The 19,849-nt window shown below is 72.6% G+C and carries 20 protein-coding genes; 8 read left to right on the plus strand and 12 right to left on the minus strand.

The genetic code is table 11. The features are described from left to right. The first annotated feature begins 232 nt into the window (after positions 1 to 232). Positions 233 to 1,576: an Ig-like domain-containing protein gene (locus ACFW2Y_RS10345; protein ID WP_384876199.1), complete on the plus strand. Its 1,344-nt coding sequence runs from the start codon at positions 233 to 235 to the stop codon at positions 1,574 to 1,576. Between the two features lie 68 nt (positions 1,577 to 1,644). Here the strand turns inward: ACFW2Y_RS10345 and ACFW2Y_RS10350 are convergent, their stop codons facing one another. The 5 genes from ACFW2Y_RS10350 to ACFW2Y_RS10370 all read right to left on the minus strand — a co-directional run bounded on the left by ACFW2Y_RS10350 (position 1,645) and on the right by ACFW2Y_RS10370 (position 5,882). After that, positions 1,645 to 1,797: a hypothetical protein gene (locus ACFW2Y_RS10350; protein ID WP_384876201.1), complete on the minus strand. Its 153-nt coding sequence runs from the start codon at positions 1,795 to 1,797 to the stop codon at positions 1,645 to 1,647. A gap of 13 nt (positions 1,798 to 1,810) precedes the next feature. After that, positions 1,811 to 2,626, minus strand: a complete 816-nt coding sequence (locus ACFW2Y_RS10355; protein ID WP_384876203.1) for an ABC transporter permease — start codon at positions 2,624 to 2,626, stop codon at positions 1,811 to 1,813. Positions 2,627 to 2,648: 22 nt separating this feature from the next. Beyond that, positions 2,649 to 3,572 (minus strand): ABC transporter permease, encoded by a 924-nt coding sequence (locus ACFW2Y_RS10360; RefSeq protein ID WP_384876205.1) that lies wholly within the window; start codon positions 3,570 to 3,572, stop codon positions 2,649 to 2,651. A 10-nt stretch (positions 3,573 to 3,582) separates the two neighbouring features. Further along, on the minus strand, positions 3,583 to 4,782 hold the full coding sequence (locus tag ACFW2Y_RS10365; RefSeq protein ID WP_384876207.1) for an ABC transporter substrate-binding protein: 1,200 nt from the start codon (positions 4,780 to 4,782) through the stop codon (positions 3,583 to 3,585). 62 nt (positions 4,783 to 4,844) lie between these two features. Next, positions 4,845 to 5,882: an ABC transporter ATP-binding protein gene (locus ACFW2Y_RS10370; protein ID WP_384876209.1), complete on the minus strand. Its 1,038-nt coding sequence runs from the start codon at positions 5,880 to 5,882 to the stop codon at positions 4,845 to 4,847. Positions 5,883 to 6,013: 131 nt separating this feature from the next. Here ACFW2Y_RS10370 and ACFW2Y_RS10375 point away from each other — a divergent pair, with 131 nt between their 5' ends. The 3 genes from ACFW2Y_RS10375 (at position 6,014) to ACFW2Y_RS10385 (ending at position 9,193) form a co-directional block, all read left to right on the plus strand. After that, positions 6,014 to 6,853: a FadR/GntR family transcriptional regulator gene (locus tag ACFW2Y_RS10375; protein WP_384876211.1), complete on the plus strand. Its 840-nt coding sequence runs from the start codon at positions 6,014 to 6,016 to the stop codon at positions 6,851 to 6,853. After that, a complete protein-coding gene (locus tag ACFW2Y_RS10380) occupies positions 6,816 to 7,640 on the plus strand; it encodes a cache domain-containing protein (protein WP_384876213.1) in 825 nt (274 codons plus the stop codon). The genes ACFW2Y_RS10375 and ACFW2Y_RS10380 overlap by 38 nt, the downstream gene beginning before the upstream one ends. A gap of 152 nt (positions 7,641 to 7,792) precedes the next feature. After that, the gene (locus ACFW2Y_RS10385; protein WP_384876215.1) at positions 7,793 to 9,193 is read left to right on the plus strand and encodes a VanZ family protein; all 1,401 of its coding nucleotides are present in this window, start codon (positions 7,793 to 7,795) and stop codon (positions 9,191 to 9,193) included. 51 nt (positions 9,194 to 9,244) lie between these two features. Here the strand turns inward: ACFW2Y_RS10385 and ACFW2Y_RS10390 are convergent, their stop codons facing one another. From ACFW2Y_RS10390 to ACFW2Y_RS10400, 3 genes are all read right to left on the minus strand, one after another. Beyond that, entirely contained in the window at positions 9,245 to 9,868 is a 624-nt protein-coding gene (locus ACFW2Y_RS10390) for a TOPRIM nucleotidyl transferase/hydrolase domain-containing protein (RefSeq protein ID WP_384876217.1), read from the minus strand. 72 nt (positions 9,869 to 9,940) lie between these two features. After that, positions 9,941 to 10,258, minus strand: coding sequence for a cupin (locus ACFW2Y_RS10395; protein ID WP_384876262.1), 318 nt, complete (start codon positions 10,256 to 10,258; stop codon positions 9,941 to 9,943). Further along, positions 10,258 to 11,514 (minus strand): MFS transporter, encoded by a 1,257-nt coding sequence (locus ACFW2Y_RS10400; protein WP_384876219.1) that lies wholly within the window; start codon positions 11,512 to 11,514, stop codon positions 10,258 to 10,260. The genes ACFW2Y_RS10395 and ACFW2Y_RS10400 overlap by 1 nt, the downstream gene beginning before the upstream one ends. Before the next feature lie 72 nt (positions 11,515 to 11,586). Between ACFW2Y_RS10400 and ACFW2Y_RS10405 the strand changes: the two genes are divergently transcribed. Next, on the plus strand, positions 11,587 to 12,543 hold the full coding sequence (locus ACFW2Y_RS10405; RefSeq protein ID WP_384876221.1) for a LysR family transcriptional regulator: 957 nt from the start codon (positions 11,587 to 11,589) through the stop codon (positions 12,541 to 12,543). A gap of 19 nt (positions 12,544 to 12,562) precedes the next feature. On the opposite strand, the gene ACFW2Y_RS10410 is transcribed toward ACFW2Y_RS10405, so the two are convergent. From ACFW2Y_RS10410 to ACFW2Y_RS10425, 4 genes are all read right to left on the minus strand, one after another. Then, positions 12,563 to 13,858: an amidohydrolase gene (locus ACFW2Y_RS10410; RefSeq protein WP_384876223.1), complete on the minus strand. Its 1,296-nt coding sequence runs from the start codon at positions 13,856 to 13,858 to the stop codon at positions 12,563 to 12,565. 112 nt (positions 13,859 to 13,970) lie between these two features. Next, on the minus strand, positions 13,971 to 15,626 hold the full coding sequence (locus ACFW2Y_RS10415) for an acyl-CoA dehydrogenase family protein (protein WP_384876225.1): 1,656 nt from the start codon (positions 15,624 to 15,626) through the stop codon (positions 13,971 to 13,973). After that, the gene (locus tag ACFW2Y_RS10420) at positions 15,610 to 16,227 is read right to left on the minus strand and encodes a TetR/AcrR family transcriptional regulator (RefSeq protein WP_384876227.1); all 618 of its coding nucleotides are present in this window, start codon (positions 16,225 to 16,227) and stop codon (positions 15,610 to 15,612) included. Before ACFW2Y_RS10420 ends, ACFW2Y_RS10415 begins: the two co-directional genes overlap by 17 nt. 157 nt (positions 16,228 to 16,384) lie before the next feature. After that, on the minus strand, positions 16,385 to 16,969 hold the full coding sequence (locus ACFW2Y_RS10425; protein ID WP_384876228.1) for a TMEM165/GDT1 family protein: 585 nt from the start codon (positions 16,967 to 16,969) through the stop codon (positions 16,385 to 16,387). Positions 16,970 to 17,265: 296 nt separating this feature from the next. On the opposite strand from ACFW2Y_RS10425, the gene ACFW2Y_RS10430 reads away from it, so the two are divergent. The 3 genes from ACFW2Y_RS10430 (at position 17,266) to ACFW2Y_RS10440 (ending at position 19,708) form a co-directional block, all read left to right on the plus strand. Next, positions 17,266 to 17,880 (plus strand): TetR/AcrR family transcriptional regulator, encoded by a 615-nt coding sequence (locus ACFW2Y_RS10430; protein WP_384876230.1) that lies wholly within the window; start codon positions 17,266 to 17,268, stop codon positions 17,878 to 17,880. Further along, a complete protein-coding gene (locus tag ACFW2Y_RS10435) occupies positions 17,877 to 18,158 on the plus strand; it encodes a hypothetical protein (protein WP_384876232.1) in 282 nt (93 codons plus the stop codon). The genes ACFW2Y_RS10430 and ACFW2Y_RS10435 overlap by 4 nt, the downstream gene beginning before the upstream one ends. A gap of 413 nt (positions 18,159 to 18,571) precedes the next feature. Further along, positions 18,572 to 19,708, plus strand: a complete 1,137-nt coding sequence (locus ACFW2Y_RS10440) for a PP2C family protein-serine/threonine phosphatase (RefSeq protein ID WP_384876234.1) — start codon at positions 18,572 to 18,574, stop codon at positions 19,706 to 19,708. Positions 19,709 to 19,849 lie beyond the last annotated feature (141 nt).

Raw genomic sequence — 19,849 nt, forward strand, 5'->3', positions numbered from 1 at the left:
TCGCCCGGGGCCGGGCGGGGCCGATCCCGTCCACCGGCCCCGATCGGTCGGGCCCGACCGTCGGCCAGTGGTGGACGAGGGCTCCTTGTCCGCTGATCCATTCGAGTCGTATCGCCCGCCCTCCCGAGCGCCACGCCAGCCCCTTGATCATCTTTTTCTCTTCTTGTCCGCTTTGATGCTCTGGTCGGCCGCATCCGCCGGCGCCACCGCAGACACGGAGAGGGAGTCCGACGTGTCGTCACGCCGATACGCGAAGCGGGGCGGGATGCTCTCCCTCGCCGTCGGGGCGGTCCTGGCCAGCACGGCCGCCCAGTCACCAGGTCCCGAATCCGTGCGGGAGGCGGTTGCCGCCCGTGGGGACTCCCGTGCCGTCGTCACGGTGTACGGGTGCGCCGCCGGCGACACCCTGTGCACCGCGCCGCCCCGCTCCGTCGTGCTCGCCGGCGGACGGGTGTTCAGCGGGCGGCCGTTCGCGCTCGGCCCGAAGGCCTCGGGGCCCGTGGAACTCGCGCTCCGCACACCGGGCGTGCTCGGCGACGTCAGCGTCATGGACCAGCGGGGGCGCCGGATCGCCGGAACCCGCAGTGCGGACGGCGTCCGGTGGACGAGTGCGGCCCCGCTGCCGGCGGGCGGACGGTACGCCGCCCGGCTGGTGATCGAGGGGGCGAACGGCCCCCAGCGGGCCCGTCTGGACTTCCGCACCGAACCGCTGCCGGGCGGGGAGCGGCTCACCGTCTCCTTCGGACCCGAGAGCGGCGGCACGTACGGCGTGGGCCGTCCCGTCACGGCCGAGCTCAGTCGGCCCGTACCAGCGGACGACCCGGACGCGCGCCGCGCCGTGGAGCGCGCCCTGGTGGTGCGGACCTCGCCCCGGGTCGAGGGCGCCTGGCACTGGGTCGGTCCCACCACCCTCCACTACCGCCCCCGCACCTACTGGCCCGCCCGTGCCACGGTCCGGGTGCACAGCGGCCTCGACGGAGTGCGCATCGGCGACGGCCTCTACGGCGGACCCTCGCGCCCCCTCGTCTTCACCACCGGAGCACGGATCGAAGCCGTCACCGACGTCGCCGCGCACGAGATGACCGTCCGCCGGGACGGAAGGGTCCTGCGCACCATCCGGGTCACCACCGGCAAGGCCGGCTACCGCACGCGGGGCGGCATCAAGGTGGTCCTCGGCAAGGAACCCCTCGTCCGGATGCGCGGCGACTCCATCGGGATCGCCCGGGGCAGCAAGGACTACTACGACCTCAAGGTCCGTTGGGCCACTCGGGTGACCTGGAGCGGGGAGTACCTCCATGCCGCACCGTGGTCGCTCGACGCCCAGGGCAGCGTGGATGTCAGCCACGGTTGCACGGGCATGAGCACCGAAGACGCCGCTTGGCTCTTCCACACCGTGCGCGAGGGCGACCTCGTGCGGGTGGTCAACGGGTACGGACGGCCCATGGCGCCGTTCGGCAACGGCTTCGGCGACTGGAACCTCAGTTGGCCGGAGTGGCTCCGCGGCAGCGCCCTGGCCGCGGACCCCGCGGTGCTTCCGGCCGGCCCCGCCGAGGGCGCCCTGGCCCCGACGCTCTGAGGGGCGCCTCGGGACGGTGCGGAGGCGGTGTGGGGACGGGCCCCCGTGCGGTCCGGTCCCGCGCGGCTTCACGCCCCGCCGTCGGCCGCCGGTGCCGCCTGCGCGGGCGGAGAAGTCCGCCGGTCGTGGAGCAGCGGCCCCGCCCGGCGCAGCGAGACAGCCGTGAGCAGGGTCGCTGGGACCACCGGCAGGGGGAAGGCGGCCTCGCCCCGTGCGATCACTCCCCGGCGTTCCTCACGTCCGCCCGCCGCCCGGAGCGTCCGAGGACAGCCGCTGTGCCGCGTAGATCGGCACCACCGAGAGCAGGACGAGGGTCGCCGCCACCACGCTGACCACCGGGGCCTGCTGAGGACGGGTCATGTTGTTGAAGATCCACACGGGCAGGGTCTGCACCCCCGGACCCGCCGTGAACGTCGTCACCACGATCTCGTCGAAGGAGAGCGCGAAGGCGAGCAGTCCGCCCGCGAGCAGCGCCGAGCGCAGCAAGGGGAAGGTGACGTCCCAGAAGACCCGGAACGTGTGCGCTCCCAGGTCCATCGCGGCTTCCTCGTACGAGCCGGGCAGACGGCGCAGCCGCGCCACGACGTTGTTGAAGACGACGACGATGCAGAAGGTGGCGTGACCCACGACCACCGTGAACATTCCGAGTCCCACCCCGAGGGGCTGCAGGACCGTGCCGAAGGCCGAGTTGAGGGCGATGCCCGTGACGATGCCCGGCAGCGCGATGGGCAACACCACCGCGAAGGACACGGCCTCCCGGCCGAAGAAGGAGTGCCGCTGCACGGCGAAGGCGATCAGCGTGCCGAGCACCAGGGCGACGGCAGTCGCCGCGAGGCCGGCCCGGACCGAGGTCGACAGCGCCGCCCGGGCGCCTTCGTTGTCCCAGGCGGCCACCCACCAGTCGAGCGTCAGACCGGGCGGCGGCCAGCTTGCCGAGCGGTCCGGATTGAGCGAGCCCAGCAGGACGAGCAGCAGCGGTAGGTAGATCACTGCGAAGCCCAGGCCGGCGGCTGTGCGCAGTGCGATCCGCGTGGGACGGGAGAGGTTCATCGGTCGCGGTCCTTCCGGCCGGTCACAGGCTGCGCAGCGCGCCGGAACGCCGCACCGCGAGCAGGTACACCACGATGACGGCGACCGGCACGGTGCCGAGCGCGGCGGCGAGCGGCAGGTTCAGGGTGACGTGGGAGTAGATGAGATTGCCGATCAGTTGGGTCTTGCCGCCGACGATCTGCACCGTGATGTAGTCGCCGAGGCTCAGGGAGAAGGTGAAGACCGACCCTGCGGCCACCGCCGGCCACACCAGCGGAAGCACCACGGAGACGAAGGTCCGCCCGCCGCGCGCCCCGAGGTCCGCCGAGGCGTGCAGCAGGCTGTCCGGGAGTTGCGCGAGCGCGGTGTGGATCGGCAGCGCCATGTACGGCAGCCAGAGGTACGTGAGGACGAGCACCGTTGCGGTGAGCCCGTACCCCGGCCCGCTCAGACCGAGCGGTCGCAGCGCCCAATCCAGCGGGCCGCCCTCGGAGAGGATCAGCCGCCATGCGTACACCTTCACGAGGTAACCGGCCCACAGCGGCATGAGCATCGCCACCACGAAGAACGGCCGGCGGCGCGGGGGCGCCACGCGTGCCGTGTAGAAGGCCAGGGGGAAGGCGATGAGGGCGCAGAGCACGGTCACCGCGAGGGCGACGCCGATCGTGCGCAGGGCGACCGTCCGGTAGACCGGTGAACCGATCAGTTCCTCGAAGTTCTGCGAGGTCCAGATCCGCACGACCTCCGAGGTGAAGGCGTCGGTCGACCAGAAGGCGGACAGGAACAGGGCGGCGAGCGAGCCGAGGTAGGCGATGACCAGCCAGAGCAGGGGAGCGGTGAGGAGGGCCGCGAGCCGCAGGCGGGGCCGTCGGTGCAGGGCCCCGGCGAGCCGCCGTGCGGGACCGGGGCCCCGTACGGCGGCTCGCCCGGCGGGCTCGGGGGAGAGCCCGGGGGAAAGTGCTGTCATGGCGCCGGGGTCAGCCCTTGATCTCGGTCCAGGCCTGGACCCACTTGGCGTACGGCACGCAGCGTGCGTCCGTCCGGCCGTCCAGGCACTGCTCGATGGGGGTGGTCCAGAAATGCACCTGCCTCCAGTACTCCTCGTCGGTGGCGTGGAAGGTGGTGCAGTGCGCCTGGTCAGCCGTCTCCGCGCAGGACTTCGCGTTGGCCGGGGCTTCGCCGAAGTACTCGGCCACCTGGGCATTGGTCTTCGGCGAGACGATCCAGTCGAGCCACTTGTAGGCACAGGTGGGGTGCTTGGCCTTCGCCGACACCATCCAGGTGTCGGACCAGCCGGTGGCCCCCTCCTTCGGCAGCACCGCTTCCACCTTGGCGCCCTCGGCCTTCGCCAGGTTGGCGATGACCTGCCAGCTGGTGCCGACGACCGAGTCGCCGCTCTTGAAGGCGGAGATCTCCTTGAGGTAGTCGCTCCAGTACTCGCCGATGTGTGCGTTCTGCTCCTTCAGCAGGGTGACGGAGGCGTCGAACTGCTTCTGGTCGAGCGCGTACGGGTTCTCGATGCCGAGCTCCGGCTTGGTCGCCTTGAGGTACAGGGCGGCGTCCGCGAGGTAGATGGGCGAGTCGTAGGCGGTGACCTTGCCGTCGTGCGCCGAAGCCCCCTCGAAGACGGCGGACCAGGAGTCGGGAGCCGGCTTCACCTTTTCCGTGTCGTACATGAGGAGGTTGGCGCCGCGGCCGTGCGGGATGCCGTAGGCGACGCCGTTGACGGAGTTCCACTCCTTGTTCTTGAGGCCCGCGAAGACGTCGGCGTAGTTCGGCACCAGGGAGGTGTTCACGGGAGCGGCGTCACCGGAGGCGATCAGGCGCAAGGACGCGTCGCCTGAGGCGGAAACGGCGTCGTAGGCACCGGTCTTCATCAACGCCACCATCTCGTCGGAGGTCGCGGCGGTCTTCGCGTTGACCCGACAGCCGGTCTGCTCCTCGAAGGCGCTCACCCAGTCGACCTCCGGGTCGTTGGAGCCGTCCTCGACGTATCCGGCCCAGGCGATCAGATTGACCTCGCCCTCCGCCTCGCCGAGGGCGGTCGGTGCCTTCAGCGCCGGCGGGTTCAGGCCGCCCGGCTTGCCGGAACCGGCCGGAGTGGTCGAGCCGCAGGCGGTGACGAGGAGCAACCCGGCGACGGCGGCTGCGGTCAGGAGGGGGCGGTGCGGGTGCACGTGGTTCTCCGTTGCGTGAGGGGACGGGGCCTGAAGGGGAGTGCGGGGACGGACCGTGTCCGTCACGGGGCGTCCGGGACGGACACGGCGTGGCTGGGATGCCACTGGAGACCGATCCGGGCGCCGCGGAAGGAGGCGAGGTCGGCGGAGGAGGTCTCCAGGTTCTGTTGGAGGGCGGTGAGCCGGCCGCCCCCGTCGAGGTCCACCAGGAAGCGCGTGGAGTCGCCGAGGTAGATGACCTCCGCGACCGTTCCGGTGGCGGAGGCGTGTCCCGGGGTGCCCGGGGCGTCGTGGTCGGTGAGGATCCGGATCTTCTCCGGCCGGATGCTGTACGTGCCCGGCGCTCCGACCACCCGCCGGGCGGCGTCCCCGCTCAGGAGGTTGGAGGTGCCGACGAAGCCGGCGACGAAGGGGGTCGCGGGGCGCTCGTAGATCTCGGCGGGGGTGGCGACCTGCTCGATCCGTCCCCGGTGGAAGACGGCGATGCGGTCGCTCATGGTGAGGGCCTCCTCCTGGTCGTGCGTGACGAACACGAAGGTGATGCCGACTTCCCGCTGGATCTCCTTGAGTTCGACCTGCATCCGCTCGCGGAGCTTGAGGTCGAGCGCCCCGAGGGGTTCGTCGAGCAGCAGGACGCGGGGGCGCCCCACGAGAGCGCGGGCCAGGGCGACCCGCTGGCGCTGCCCGCCGGAGAGTTCGGCGGGGCGGCGCCGGCCGAGGCCGTCGAGGCCGACCCGTGCGAGCGCTGCCCGGGCCCGTACGAGCCGTTCGGCGCGGGGCACCCTGCGCACCTTGAGGCCATAGGCGACGTTCTGCTCGACGGTCATGTGGGGGAAGAGCGCGTAGTCCTGGAAGACGGTGTGGACGTCCCGCTCGAAGGGGGCGAGCCGGGTGACGTCCTGGCCGGCCAGTTCGACGGTGCCGGCACTGGGCGCCTCGAAGCCGGCGATCATCCGCAACACGGTCGTCTTGCCGGAGCCGGAGGGGCCGAGCATCGAGAAGAACTCGCCGTCCGCGATCTCCAGGTCCACCCCGGCCACGGCCTCGGTCGCGCCGTAGGCCTTGCGCAGTCCCGTCAGCCGGATCGCCATTCCCTCCATGAGCGGGAACCTTTCTGGTGTGGTGGAGCGTTGCTCGGGCGTGAGCGCAAACATATGAAGTCATAGTTCAAATCTCAAGACCCCCTTAAGGTAAAGCCTGAGTCAACGCTCGACGCGCGAGGTGGTTAACCGTGAGACCGAACGGCAGGTCGGACGACCGCGACGGTGCCGGGGCGGGTGCGGCCCGCCGGGCCGTGTTCGCACCCGTCGACACCCGGGCCCGGGTGGACGCGGTCGTCCGACGCATCGGCGACGCGATCGAGCTCGGACTCCTCGCCGACGGGGAGCAGTTGCCCGGCGAGACCGAACTCGCCGGGCAACTCGGGGTCTCCACCGTCACCCTGCGCGAAGCCCTGATGGCCCTTCGGCAACAGGGCCTCGTCACCACCCGTAGGGGCCGTGGCGGTGGCAGCTTCGTCACCCTGCCCGACGCTCCCCCGGAGGAGCGACTGCGCGCCCGCCTCGCGGACTGGTCCACCGAGGAACTGCGCGACCTCGGCGACCACTGGGCCGCCGTCTCCGGCGCCGCCGCCCTGCTCGCCGCCCGCCGCACCCAGCCCGGAGACCTGCGCCCCCTCGCCCGCACGGTCGACGCGCTCGCCGCCGCCGGCGACCCCGCGACCCGCAGTCGGCTCTACGGCCGCTTCCACGTCGAACTGGCCGCCGCCGCCCAGTCCGCCCGCCTTACCCGCGAGGAGGTCGCCCTCCAGACGGACCTGGGCTCGCTCCTCTGCCTCGTCCTCGACGAGCCCGACCATCTCGACGACGTGGCGGATCGTCATCGCGCCGTGATCTCGGCCGTGCAGGATGAGGCCGACGAGCGAGCCAGAACGCTCGCCGAGACGTGCGTACGGGAGTCAGTGGGGCGGCTGATCGCGCTGCGCCTCGGGGCTCCCGACCGCACGACCGAGCCTCGTCCCGAGGAGGACACACATGGGCAGGAGCACCGGGCTCGCGGGGGTCGCCGCTGACGCCGGGCGCGCGGACGGGACGCCGGCACACCGGACGCCGGGCGGGACGCCGGACCCGGTCGACGCGGTGATCGCCCGCGTCCGGGACGCCCTGGAGGAGGTGTTCACCGCCGTCGCCGAGACCGTCGCCGACACCGACGCCCTGCTGTCCGAGGCGTTCGGGGCGGACCGGGAGCCCGCCGTCGCGGACCTGGAGGCCCTGCGCCCCGGTCTGCACGCCCGCCTCGCGGACCACCCGCTCGTGTCGGGCGTGGGCTTCGTCGCGGCGCCCGACCTGCTCGCCGACGCCCCGGGCTGGCTGGAGTGGTGGCAGCGCGATCCCGGCGGAGCCGTACGGCCGCTCCTCCTCGATCTCGACCCGGAGCACTCCGCCTATTCCGACTACACGCACTGGGAGTGGTACACCCTGCCCCGCGAGACCGGATGCCGGGCCGTCGCCGGCCCGTACGTGGACTACCTCTGCTCCGACGAGTACAGCCTCACCCTCTCCGCGCCGGTCACCCGCGCCGGCCGGTTCGTGGGCGTGGCCGCAGCCGACGTCTACCTGCGCCACTTCGAGGCGGCCGTGCTGCCCGTGCTCCAGCGGCTGCCCGTCCCCGCCCGGCTCGTCAACGCGCGGGGACGGGTCGCCGCCTCCACCGATCCGTCGCACCTCGCCGGATCCCTCACCAAGGGCCCCGACGTCGCTTCCGTCCTGGTCGGTCCGCCGGTCGAACGCCGTGCCGACGGCCTACGCCTGCTGCCGTGCGGCGGTACGCCACTGGTCCTCGTCACCAGCGATGACTGAACCCGGCAGTGCCCCCGCTCCACCGCACGGACCCGGAGGGAACGGAGCGGAGGACGGGGGCAGGTGCTGAAACCGTTCGGCAGGGAGGTCCCGTCTCTGTGACGGGGCCCTTTGGCCTCTTTCGTTTCCCGAGGCCCACGAAGAACGGATCCATGTTCACCGCGATCTTTCAACACCACTACGACTACCTGGCCGTCTGCGCCCTCGTCGCCCTGGCTCTTGCGGCGGCGGCCTGGTGGGCGGCCCGACGCATCGGAAACCCCCATGCGAGGTGGTGGGCGGGACTCGCCGCCGCCCTCACCGCCCTCTTGGGCGTCACCTTCATGGGGAGCGCCGCCGCCAACGGTCAGTGCGTCGTCAACCACGACCTCGCCGAACCGTTCCGCACCACCCAGGGCCTGTGGAACCTCGCCTTGACGGTGCCCCTCGGCCTCTTCGCCCTGCTGGCCTTACGACGTCCCCTGCCCGCCCTCGTCGTGATCGTGTCGCTGCCGCTGGCCATCGAGCTCACCCAGGGAACCGTGGACGGACTGGGGAGGGTGTGCGACAGCGCGGACGTCGAGATGAACGTCCTCGGAGGATTCGCGGGCGCCGTCCTCGCCGGCCTGGTCCTCACCGCCCGAGGGCGCCTCGACTGGCGCGCCGGGGCGAAGGGGGCGCTGATCGCGTCGGCGGTGCTCCTGCTGCTCGGTGTGGGGGCGGCGCGTTCGGCGCTGTCCTTCACCCACCTGGACGGCACGGGGCCCTCGCCCGCCGACACCGCGCAGCGCGAGGCGGTCGAGGACGCGGTGCGGGAGGCACTCGGCGATGGCTACGTCCTGGGGAAGGCGTACGAGCAGCCGTGCATGGAGGTGTCGTGCGGGAACGTCATCTTCCACCTCGCGGACAAGGACGGGGCCCGGCCGGACGCCTTCGGCACCGGGGTCCTCTCCTGGCCGGACCGGAAGCGCCTCAGGATCGAACTCCATGACGGAAACCCCGCCGTCGCCGAGACCGTCCCGCTCCCCGGAGCGAAGGCGCCCGTGAGCGGGAAGGCGGCCTACGAGGTCGCCCGGTCGTACATGGGCGTCCACTACCCCTGGGCACGGGAGGCCACGGCCCATGAGACGTACCCCCTGGGAGGGGCTGCGGAGTCGGGTTGGATGACCCGCTGGTCCTGGACGCACGGAGGGGTCCAGATGCCCAGGAGGCTCGACGTGCGCGTCGACGCTGCGGGGAGGCTCTTCCAGGTCGACGTGGACCTCGGTCCCGCGCGGCTCGAACTGCGCAAGGGGGAGATCGGCGCGGCGGGGGCCGAGCGGGCCGTACGGAAGCTGTTCGAGGAACACTTCGGAGGGAGGGGCGTTCCGGAGGACCAGCCGCTCAGGGCGTTCGCCCTCCAGGCCGTGCAGAGGGACGGCGAGTGGCGTGCGGAGTGGCTCGTGGACGTCTCCGTCGACGGTGGGGAGGAGCGGGCCGCTCCCCCCGCTCCGAACGATGCGGACCTGCTGTGGGTGGACTCCGTGTCCGGACGGGTGCATAGGAGCTTCTTCGGTACGGCTGGGAGCCGCTGACGGGAGCCGCGGCGGCGACCGGTTCCCGGCCGGGTGGGAGCACCGGGCCGCTCAGAGGCTCGCCAGGAGCCCGTCGAGCGGTGCCGGCGCCCCATCCGTGCCGAGTGCCTCCACCAGCAAGGTGCCGTAGCGGATCTTGCGTCCCTTCTTCGTGCCGAGGAAGCGCCTCATCTGCTGGTCGGAGGCGCGTCCGTGCTGGGCGGGCTGGTTCAGGAAGGTCCGCCAGGCGCGCAGGTCCCCCTCCGCCCGGATGACCTCCTCGACCCGCTCGGGACCCAATGAGCGGATGAGTTCGTCCTCCAGGTCCGCCACGCAGACGAAGAACTCCTGCCGCAGCACTCCGGCCCGTCGAAGACCGCGCTCGTAGAAGGGCTGCTCGCGGGCGTCGCACAGTCCGGTGGTGCGGAGGCCGAGGCCGGGCGGTCCGAGCAGGGCGGCGTAGCGGGCGACGTTCATCGCCCCGTTCATCGACACCAGGCACACGCCGTCCGCGACGAGGTCCCGTCCCTGCCGCGCCGCCAGCGTCTCGACGGCCGCGACGTCACTCGGTCCTTCCAGGAGCACCGCCGTCCGGAGGCCCAGCCCCGAGGCCAGTTCCCCCACCGTCTCGCCGTCGGAACCACCGGCCGCCCAACGGCCCAACTCGTCACGGAACGCCTTCGTCTCCACCGTCATGGAGCGAGTCTGCACGTCCGGGCTCCGTTGCCGCACCGCATATTCGCCGGTGCGGCCGGCCCCGGGCCCGGTTCAGTCGTTCACCGCGGTCAGGAGCACCACCGCGTCCTCCAGGGCAGTGAGTCCGTGCCGCTCCTTCGGGAGCATCCGCAAGGTGCCCGCCCGCAACTCCTCCGCCCACCCGGCCGCCGTCAGGTTCACCCGCCCCCGCAACACCTGGAGGCTCGCGGCCGGGGGCGCGTTGTGCTCGTCCAGGGACGTGCCCGAGGCCAGGGCGATGACGGTCTGCCGCAGCACCCCGTCGTGCACCACCAGATGGGCGCTGCGTCCGTGCGGCGCCGTACGGGCCGTGGTCAGGTGCTCGTCGGCGAGGGCGGTGAGGTCCAGCATCATGGCTCTCCCTGCGGTGTGCGCGGGCGGATACCCCCAGCCTCGCCCGTGACGTGCCGGACGCAACTCGGGACCGTCGGCCGCGCGGCCGTCACCATCATGAGGCCGACGGCGATGCAGGCCCCTGCGGCGAGCAGCGCGGCCGTCCAGCCGTGCACTGCGTACGCCCAGGTGCCGACGAGGGAGCCGAGCGCCCCGCCGCCGAAGGTGGTGAGCATGAAGACCGTGTTGACCCGGGCCGCCACCTCCCGGCCGATCCCGAAGATCCGAGCTTGGCCGGCGATCTGGGACGAGCTGACCCCCACCACCAGCAAGTTCGCGGCGGCCACCAAGGCAGCGGGGGAGTGCGGTACGAGCCCCGCCACCACGAGGCCGAGCCCTGCGCACACCAGGCCCCCGGAGTTCACCACGGAAGGTCCGAACCGGTCGGAGAGCGGTCCCGCCGCGGCCGAGAGCAGCGCCGCGGGCAGCGTCAGCACCCCGAAGAGGCCCGTGGCCCCCGGGCCGTAGCCGAGCGGAGGCGCCGCCAGGTGGAAGGCCAGCACGGCCCAGAAGACGCTGTACGCGGCGAACGCGCACGCCCCGAGCACTGCCGAGATCCGCAACTCGCGGTGGACCGCGAGGAGTCGGGGCAGCCCCGCCAGCAACCCGGCGTACGAGGACTGCCGTCGTGCTCCCAGTCGCTCCGGCAGCCGCCGGGGCAGGACGAGGAGCAGCGCTGCCGTCGCCACGGCCGCCACCCCGTAGGCACTCCGCCAACTGCCGCTCGCATCGGCCACGGTGCCCGAAACCGTGCGGGAGAGGGTCGATCCCAGGGTCAGGCCCAGTCCCACCAGACCGACGACCCGGCCCCGCCGTTCAGGGCCCGCGAGCACTGCCGCCACCGGGGTGAGGATCTGGGGCAGCACCGTCGTGGTCGAGAGCGCGAGCGTGGCGAGCGTGAGCGTGACCACGTCGGGCGCCGCGGCGGCGACGAGCAGGGCCGTGCTGGTCAGGGCGAGCAGCACCGAAGCGAGGCGGCGCAGCCGTGCGGCATCGGCGAGCGGTACGAGCAGCAGGATGCCGAGTGCGTAGCCGAGCTGTGCGGTCGAGGCGATCAGCCCTGCCGTCCGCTCCGAAACGTCGATGCCGCGTGCCACGGCGGCGAGCAGCGGCTGCGGGAAGTAGATGTTGGCGACGGTGACGGCGCCCGCGACGGCGAACAGCAGGACGTTCACGGACCGGGCGCGGGCGTGGGCAGGGGGACGGGGGACCACGGAGGCCTTTCCACAGGGGGAGGGGGCGCCTCCAGGCTCCTTGCCGTGACCTGCACGGATCAAGCTGACATCATGAAACCAGCGTTGAGTCGTGCTCAACGATCAAGGGTCATCAAGGGGGGCGAACCGGTGCTGGAGCGTTACGAGCTGGAAGCCTTCCTCACTCTTGCCGAAGAACTCCACTTCGGCCGGACCGCGGAGCGCCTCGGCGTCTCCACCGGCCGGATCAGCCAGACCGTCAAGAAGCTGGAGCGACGCGTCGGCACCCCGCTCTTCGCGCGCACCAGCCGCAGCGTCCGTCTCACCCCCGTCGGTCGCGCCCTCTACGAGGACCTCCTGCCGGCCCATCGGGCCCTGTGCGCAGCACTCGAACGCGCCGTCGCCGCCGGACGCGGCGTCCACGGCACCGTGCGCGCCGGATTCGCCACCCCCTGGGGCGGAGAACTGCTCACCGCTGCCGCGGACGCCCTGGTCGCACGGCACCCCGGCTGTGAGGTCACCATCCGCGAGGTTCCCCTCGACGGTGGATTCGCCGCCCTCCGGAACGGAACTCTGGACGTCCAGTACGCGGCCTTCCCCGTCCGGGAGCCGGAACTCGTCGCCGGTCCCGTCGTCCTCACCGACGAGCGGGTCCTCCTCCTGCCCGCCGGCCACCCCTTGGCGGGACGCACCTCGCTCGCTCCGGAAGACCTCGCGGGCCTCGACCTCATCGCCCCCGGCGGTTCCGTGCCGCGCCATTGGGTCGACCACCACTATCCCCGCCGCACCCCGGCCGGAGCCGCGATCGGGCGGGGGCCCGCCGCCGGCACCTGGCAGGAGGTCCTGTCCCATGTGACTGCCGGCCGCGGTGCATCCCCCGGGGCGGCCCGCGGAGCCCGCTACCACCCGCGCCCGGGCATCGCCTACGTTCCGCTGCACGACGCTCCACCGCTCGAGTACGGCCTGGTCTGGCCCGAGACGGCCGATTCCGCCCTGCTCGCGGAATTCGTGGCAGCGGTCGGCGATGCGGCGCGGACGAGCGGGAGGTGATCTCCCCGGCGGTGACCGGCTACTTCGTGCTCCGAGGCAGCAGGGAGCCCGCCAGGTGGTCGTGGGCCACGTGCGCGTGGAGCCGGACGCCCGTGACGAGGGTGTCGTCGTCCGCGTAGAAGTGCGGGTTGTGGTTGGGGGCCAGTCCGCGTCCGCCCTCGACGGGCACCGGCCGGCCCGAAGGGTCCAGGGCGGCGTCCTGGACCCCGAGCATCACGTACAGGCCGCCGAAACGGCCCACCAGTTCCGAGACGTCGTCGTATCCGAGCGTCGCGCCCGTCTCCACCACGCGTTCCTCGCCGACCACCCGGCGGAAGGTCGGCAGGCCGGCTTCCACCCACGGCCCGCTGTTGTGCACCGGCGGCACGGACTGCAGGTACTCCACCGAGGCCGTCGCACCGTACGCCGCCGCGGAATGTTCGACCAGCGTCGTCAGACGGTGCTGGACCTCGGCCATGTCGGACTCCACGTCACACCGGATCGTGCCCCACAGCGTCACCGTCTCGCCGATGATGTTGAAGCGTCCCACGTCCTCGATGTGACCGATCGTCACTGTGACCGGGTCGAAGGCCGAGACCTGCCGGTACAGCTGGCCGATGCCGGTGAGGACCGCACCGACCGCCGGCATCGGGTCGATGCCCTCCCAGGGCGTCGAGCCGTGCACCTGCCGGCCCGACACGACGATGCGGATCAGGCTGGACGCGCCGTACTGGTTGCCGATTCGGTACCCCAGGTACCCCTTCGGGTACGGCGTGACGTGCATCCCGAAGGCCATCGTCGGAACCGGGTCGGCGAAGGCGCCCGCCTCGACCATGGCCCGGGCGCCCCCCGCCTCCGTCACCGGCGGCCCCTCCTCGGCGGGCTGGAAGACGAAGAGGACCGTGCCGGGGAGTCGGTCGCGGACCCCCGCCAGCACCGTGGCCGCGCCCATCAGCATCGCCGTGTGGCAGTCGTGCCCGCAGGCGTGCGAGACGGGGAACGGGCCGCCCGGGTAGTCGGCGTCGACCGCTTCGGAGGCGAAGTCCGTCCCGCAGAGGTCCCGCACCGGAAGCGCGTCCGTGTCCGCCCGCAGCGCGACGACCCGGTCACCCGGCAGCCCGCCGCGCAGGACGCCCACGACCCCGTGACCCGCGATGTCCGTGCGGACCTCGTCCACACCCAGCGCGCGCAGGTGGTTGGCGACCAGGCGTGCCGTTTTCACCTCCCGGTTGGACAGTTCCGGGTGCCGGTGCAGATGGCGTCGCCAGGCCACCACCCGGTCCGCCTCCTTCGCCGCCCGGTCGTCCAGCTCGTCGTGGATCGCGTCCCTGCCCAACGGGGTCTCCTTCTCCCTCGGACTCTCGATCGGACCGCCACGCAGCTTCCCACCCGGGGCCCGCCCGTGTCCGTGTCCACGGGCGGGACACTCGGCTTTGGGGCCGTTCCGGTTACCCCGGGTCGACCCCGTCCGGGCCGCTCCTCGCGATGACGGCTGCGGTGTCCACGCCCGCGGGGAGCGTGCCGAAGGCGAGGCCCCGGTCGCCGTCGAGGCGGGAGGCGCAGAAGGCGTCGGCTATCGCCGGGTGCCCGTGCCGTACCAGCAGCGACCCTTGGAAGACCAGGGCGAGCCGTTCCACCAACCGCCGCGCGCCGTATGCCGCCGCATCCGGATCACCGAGTCCTGCGAGGTCCTTGCGCAGGTCCGCGACCGCCGCGTCCAGGCGCCGGTCGGCCCCCGCGGACCGGTCGACCTCGGCGAAGTACGCCTCCACGGCCTGCGGCTGACGGGCCATCGCCCGCAGCACGTCGAGCGCGGCGACGTTTCCCGAGCCCTCCCAGACGGAGGGCAGCGGGGACTCCCGGTACAGCCGAGGGAGCCCCGAGTCCTCCACGTAGCCGTTGCCGCCCAGGCATTCCAGGGCTTCCGCGGCGTGGGCCGGGGCCCGCTTGCACACCCAGTACTTGGTGACCGCCAGCCCGAGCCGCCGCAGTTGCTCCTCCTCCGCGTCGCCGCGGGCCGCCTGGTCCACCGCTCCGGCCAGTCGTAGCGCCGCGACGGTGGCGGCCTCCGACTCCACCGCCAGGTCCGCGAGGACGTTGCGCATCAGCGGCTGCTCCACCAGCCGCGCACCGAAGGCCTCGCGGTGGGTCGCGTGGTGCACCGCTTGCACCAGCCCGAGGCGCATCCCGGACGCCGAACTGATGGCGCAGTCGAGGCGCGTCATGTTGACCATCCGGATGATGGTGGCCACCCCGCGCCCCTCTTCTCCGACCAACCGGCCGAGAGCGCCCTCGTACTCGATCTCGGAGGAGGCGTTCGACCGGTTGCCCAACTTGTCCTTGAGGCGTTGGAGGCGGATCGGGTTGCGACTGCCGTCGGGGAGCACCCGGGGCACCAGGAAGCAGGACAGGCCCCCGGGGGCCTGCGCCAGGGTGAGGAAGACGTCCGACATGGGTGCCGAGGTGAACCACTTGTGGCCGGTCAGCGCGTACAGACCGGGCTCGCCGGTCGGGACCGCCCGGGTGGTGTTCGCCCGGACGTCCGAACCGCCCTGCTTCTCCGTCATCGACATGCCGGCGATGAGTCCGCGCTTCTCCGTCGGCACCCGCAGTCCGAAGTCGTACGACGAAGAGGAGAGCAGCGGCTCGTACGCCTCGGCCAACTCGGGTTGGACCCGCAGCGCGGGCACCGCCGCGTACGTCATGGAGATCGGGCACAGGTGTCCTGCGTCCGCCTGGCCCCACACGAACACCTTGGCCGCGCGCGCCACGTGTGCGCCCGGTCGGTCGTCGCGCCACGGAGCTGCGTGCAGCCCGTGCCGCACGGCCACGTCCATCAACGCGTGCCAGTGCGGATGGAACTCGACTTCGTCGATCCGGTGCCCGTACCGGTCGTGGGTGTGCAACACGGGGGAGTGGCGCTCGGCGAGCCGCCCCCATTCCTGGGCCTCCTCGCCCCCCGCCCGCACGCCGAGCTCCCGGACCTCGGCCTCGGCCCAGCCTGCGCCCTCCCGGCGCAGTGCCTCCAACAGTGCGGGGTCGGCGGAGACGTCGTAACCGGTCAGCGGTGGTGCCTGATTGGTGACCTCATGCGTGGGCGGCATCCGGAACTCCCAGTGCTCGGAGGGTGAAGGTGACGAGTGCGGGTACGGTCTCGGGGCCGACGGCCCCCTCCGCCAGTGGCCCGACCAGCGCTTCGGCCCCCGCCCCGACCAACGCCGAGGCGGTCAGGACCGGGTCCTGGGGCGGCAGCTCGCCGGAGCGCACGCCTTCCTCGACCTGCGCGGCGAAGACGTTGCGGAACGTGCGCCGGAAGACGAGCCGTTCCGTGTCCACGGCGGGGTCGACCGGTTCGGCGAGCAGGGCGTAGGCCAGGCGGGGCGACTTCAGTGCGCGTTGGGCGAAGGTCTCCACCACCGCGACCACCCGTTCGGCCGCCGTGCCGTGCCCGGGGTGTCCGGCTGCCGCGGAGACGGCCTCGACTTCCCGCCCCACCACGGTCCTGAACAGTTCGACGGCGAGCTCGGCCTTGCTCGGGAAGTGCCGGTACACGCTGCCCGTGGCCATGTCGGCGCGCGCGGCGACGGCGGCCATGGTGCAGCCCGCGTACCCCTGTTCGGCGAGCAGGGCGAGGGCCGCGTCGACGACCGAGGCGCGTTGGGCGTCGAGCCGGGCCTGGACGGCGGGGGTGCGTCGGTACGGCATGGAAGAAGTGAAGCAGTGATTCACTGCTTCATCAAGAAGTCGGACGGAGGCGCTCGCCCCCGGAGGTCGAGTGCCTCCCCCTCGTGCACCGGTGGTCCGGCCGACCCGTCGCAGCATGGCCACCCCGGAGGGCGGTCATGCTGCGGCCGGGAGCCCGTCAGCCGGTGAAGACCTCGACCAGGGACCAGATCGCCAGACCGGCCATGCAAGTGCCGCCGATGCGCTGCACGGTCTTGAGCGGGACCCGCTTGGCGATGAAACGGCCCGCGACCAGGGCCAGGGCGGAGACCGTCGTCAGTGCGGCGAAGGAGCCGAGGGCCGTTGACCAGGTGCCGTTGGTGGCGGCGAGGTTCGCGGTGGTGATCTGTGTCAGGTCCCCCCACTCGCTGATGAAGACGGCGGTGAAAGCGGTGGAGAAGACGGGCCAGAAGCCGGTGACGGTCCGTCCGCCCTCGTCCGCCGTGTCGTCGTCGCCCCCGCCGCGCAGCAGTACGAACGCGCCGAAGCCGAACAGGAGGGCCGAGACGAGTTTGACGGTCCAGCCGGGGAGCAACCCGAGCAGGCTTCCGGCGCCCACCGCGATGGCGACGTGGGCGAGGAAGGCGGTGGACGTGCCGATCCACACGTGCAGCGGACGCATGCGCGTGCCCATGGCGAGGGACGCGAACATCGTCTTGTCGGGAAGTTCGGCGAGGAAGATCAGCCCGAAGGCGGTGAGGATCGCCAAGGGGTCGAGGTGCATACCGGGGCTCTCTGCTCGGTCCGGGCCCCGCGGCTCCGCTCGGCACCTCGGTGGGCGACGGGAGGACCACTCGGCCCGGCATGACGGAACGCGCCCGCGGGCATGCGGGCACGGCGTTGCCTGGCCGAAGGTCTCGCCCGTCCGCGTCACGCGCGGACCCGGTCACCGGGAACCCGAGGGCTCCAGTGTGTCGACGACCGGTTTGCGGGGCTACTCCCCTTCGCTGTCGCCCAGTGTAGCGGAAGGGGCGCAAGGCGGAGTAGACAGTGTCTATCCCGTCTTGGTAGGGAGTCTCCGTGCATGATGCAGGAGGAACACCCCGGGCCCCTCGGACAGCAGATCCCGAGGGCGGACTCCGCTCCCGGTTGGTCCGTGCGGGAGTCGAGCTGGTCAACGACGAGGGGGCCCACACCCTCTCGCTGCGCGAGATCGCCCGCCGGGCCGGCGTCTCCCACGGAGCACCCCGCCGGTACTTCCCGACCCACCTGGACCTGCTGTCCGCCCTCGCCCGGAAGGGCTTCGACGAACTGGCCGCGCGCATGGCCGAGGAGGATCCCGAGACCACCCCGGCGCGCGAGCGGATCGAAGGGCTCGCCCGCGTCTACGTCGACTTCGCCGGCACCCGGCGCGGCATGTACGAGCTGATGTTCCGACCCGACCTCCTGGAGAGCGGTCGGCTCGGGCTGCGGGAAGCCTGCATGACCCTCTTCTCCCGCCTCGTCGGGCTCGTCGCCCGGGTGCGCCCGGAGGACGACCCCGTCGTCCTCGCCGGTGCGCTCTGGGCCAACCTGCACGGCCTGGTCCAGCTCCGGCACTGGAGCAGCCTCCGCCTCACGACCGGGGACGACCCCGACGCCCTCCTGGCGGCCGTGCTCGACGCCCACCTCGGCCCCCCGGAGGCCGCCGCGTGAACCGCACCCTCGTCTGCAGCGTCGTGGACACCGCGGTCGTGGCGCTCGACGGGACCGTCCTCACCGTCGCCGAACCGGCGCTCCAGCGGGACCTGCACGCCCACGTCGGACAGGTGCAGTGGACCAGCACCGGATGCCTCGTCGCCGTTGCGGCCTCCTGGTCTTCGCGGGCCGCCTCGGCGACGGTCACGGCCACGAGCGGGTCTGCGCCCCCGGAGCCTTCCGCCTCGCCGTCACCTCCACCGGCATCGCCCTGGCTCCCGACGTCGGTGCCGTGATCGCATGGCGCGTGCTCCAGGGCGGGTACGGGGCGCTCCTCCGACCCGCACGGCCGCGGTCGGTGGTCGTTCGCGCTTCTCGGAGCCGGATTCGCCACGCTCATGGTCACCGCGACCTCCGCCGTCGTGCACCACGCCCCCGAGGCCCGTCCGGGTGCCGCCGGCGGTCTCCAACAGACCGCGATGAACGTCGGACCGGCGGCTCGGCGTCGCCCTCGCGACGCTCCTCCTCGCCCTCGCGCCGGACGGCGGCTTCGTGCCGGTCCGGGGCATGGCCCTCCCCGCCCTCGGGGTGATTGCCGTGCTCGCCCTCCCTGCCGCACTCCTCCTGCCCCACGGCACGGACCGAGAGGGGACACGCCCGGAGCCGACGACACCCGGGACCGGCCGGCGGCCCTGCGTACGATCATGAGATGCCCGCAGCCGGTCAACGCCGCCCTCCCGGCACGGCGGCCCGCACCCAGCTCAACCTCGGTCGTGCGCTGCCCTTCCTGGTCCTGGTCCTGACGGTCGTCGCCGACCTGGTGACTCCCGACCGAGAGAGGTTCGACCGCCTTCTCGTTGCCGCGCCCGCACTCGCCGCCGTCACCTGGAGCGTGCGGGGGACCATCGGCATCGGACTGGTGGCCATGGGCGCCCGCGTCCTCCTCGGCCTCGACCGGGACCAGGACCTCGTCTATGAACTCCTCGCCAACGAGGCGGTCATCGCTGCGGTGACCGTCGCCTCGGCCTGGGTCAGTCGGGCCAGGACCCGCTATGAGCAGGACCTGCGCGAGGTCACCGCCGTCGCCGAGGTCGTCCAGCGGGTCGTCCTGCGCCCGCTGCCCGAACGCCTCGGCCGCTTCGAACTGCACCTGCTGTACGTCGCCGCCGCGGCCAAGGCGAGGATCGGCGGGGACTTCTACGAGGCGGTGAAGGTCCCCGGCTCCGTACGGGTCATGCTCGGAGACGTCCAGGGCAAGGGCCTCGGCGCCGTCGAGACCGCCTCCGTCCTGCTCGGATCCTTCCGCGCCGCCGTCAACGACGCGTCCGACCTCCCCGCCCTCGCGGACCGGCTCGACGAGGGCCTCGCCCGTTACAGCGCCTGGGACCCCGACTCCGACGCCGCCGAACGCTTCGCCACCGTCGTCCTGGTGGAACTCCCCGACGGCCAGGACGTCGTACGACTCCTCAGCTGCGGTCACCCGGCCCCACTGCTCCAGCGCCCGACCGGGGTCGAGCCCGTGCGCTTCGCCGACCCGTCGCTGCCCGTGAACCTCGCGGGCCTCGCCGAGAGCCACCACCGGGTCGAGGAACTCCCCTTCGGGCCGGGGGACCGCCTGCTCCTCTACACCGACGGCGTCAGCGAGACCCGCGACAAGACCGGCACCTTCTACCCGCTGGAGCTCCGCCTGCGCGGCTGGGCCGGTGCACCCGCGGCGGAACTGCCCGCGCTCCTCCACCGTGACCTCGCCGCCTACGGGGCGGACGGCCTCGACGACGACGTCGCCGCCCTCGTCGTGGTGCGCCCGCCCGAACCCTCCCGGCCGGGGCGCGGTGGAGCGGGATGACACGCCCGGGCTACGGCGGGTCGGCAACGGTCGGAGCCGCCCCCGTACGTGCCCCCTCCGTGCCGGCCGAGTGGCCGGTCACCCAATGTGCCGGGGCCGGCTTGTGCCGTTGCCACCCGGTTGCGCGTCCCGTGCGCCGTT

It is taken from the genome of Streptomyces sp. NPDC058877, assembly GCF_042742855.1.
Taxonomy (GTDB): Bacteria; Actinomycetota; Actinomycetes; order Streptomycetales; family Streptomycetaceae; genus Streptomyces.